General features: G+C 27.6%; 2 protein-coding genes. Both read right to left on the reverse strand.

The features are described 5' to 3' along the window. Nucleotides 1-12: 12 nt before the first annotated feature. Complete coding sequence (locus tag NSA58_RS20265) at nt 13-582, reverse strand: GNAT family N-acetyltransferase (RefSeq protein WP_074079602.1); 570 nt, start codon at nt 580-582, stop codon at nt 13-15. A gap of 184 nt (nt 583-766) precedes the next feature. After that, on the reverse strand, nt 767-1,344 hold a 578-nt coding region (locus tag NSA58_RS20270), incomplete at its 5' end, for a hypothetical protein (protein ID WP_257560940.1).

The raw sequence follows: 1,344 nt of genomic DNA on the forward strand, positions 1-1,344 counted from the left end.
ATTTAAATTTAATTAAATAAACTTTTGCATAATAAGATCTAGTTGTCCCTTGCTTATTTCATTTATAGATATTATAGGTTTTGGTTCTATATCATAGGAGGCTATTGCTTTCTCAAACCATGCTACATCGTGCCACTTTCCACATTTATATCCTGTATTCTTATATATGCCCACCTCATTGAACCCCAATGATTTATGAAGGTTTTCACTTTTTATATTTGGCAAAGTAACACAACCATAAACTGTCTTTATTCCTTGTAGTTTTAACATTTCTAAGAGAACGCCATACATTTTTTTACCTAATCCACTCATGGTAAATTCTTTGTCAATATAAATTGACAGTTCAGCATTCCATTGATAAGCATCACGTTCCTTATATCTATGTGCATAAGCATAGCCTATTATTTTTCCTTTATCTTCACAAACAATATATGGGTAAAAACTAGTAATATTTTTTATACGACTTGCAAATTCAATTTCATTTGGAAGAGTAGTTTCAAATGTGATCGGTGTGTCTATGTACTGTGAATAAATTTTTAGCAACGATTGGCAATCCTTTACTGTTACAAATCTCAACTTCATATTATATTTCCCCTTTTTAAAGTGTATTTATTATTTCTATAATTAAAATTTCATCTCGCCCACACTGTGGCTCAAAATTACATAGCCCCACGCTGTGACTTATATTAAATAGAAACTTCCTTATAATTAAGAATAGCATATAATTAAAATATAATACATTTTAATTATATGCTATTTAGTGAGCCTACTTCCATTCTATATATGTCACATAATAATTAGTTAAGTTGGTTTCTAAATGGATTGTATCACTAAGTGCAACCATTGCGAATAATATAGCCGCAATTAAAAATACATCTACTATTTTTGATGTTATTTTCCTATCTTTAAAATTAATTTGTGTAAAACAAAGAATAAACATAAATATTGTAGACATCATTGAATACCCTTTAACAACATTTAATATAGTTATTATCTTTGCATCTTTTGAGTATTTCTCTAAGTATTTACTATTTCCCTTGCTATAGTCTGCCCTTTGATAAAGATTATCTTTTACTTTAATTTCAACAACTTTAGGTTCTTTTTCATTATCAACTTTCCACATATAGCTAGGTGTACTGATTTCATTTTCACTTATATTTATTTTACTAAAATAATTAAATGAAAACCCTAAAAATACTACCAATACTATAATTGTAAGAGTCTTGTTATTAATAAAGTTAACAGATCTATTTACCTCTTCTCCATTTATAGTCTTTACATATTTTTTAGCTAAATTACTAGCATAGATTGCAAGCAACTGACTTAGTAAAATAATGTCCATTC

Origin of the sequence: Terrisporobacter muris (assembly GCF_024621905.1) — a bacterium.
GTDB classification, from domain to species: domain Bacteria; phylum Bacillota; class Clostridia; order Peptostreptococcales; family Peptostreptococcaceae; genus Terrisporobacter; species Terrisporobacter muris.

Excerpts from the sequence above, each read along its gene's own strand:
- NSA58_RS20265 (WP_074079602.1), bottom strand. The coding sequence starts at position 582 with ATGAAGTTGAGATTTGTAACAGTAAAGGATTGCCAATCGTTGCTAAAA.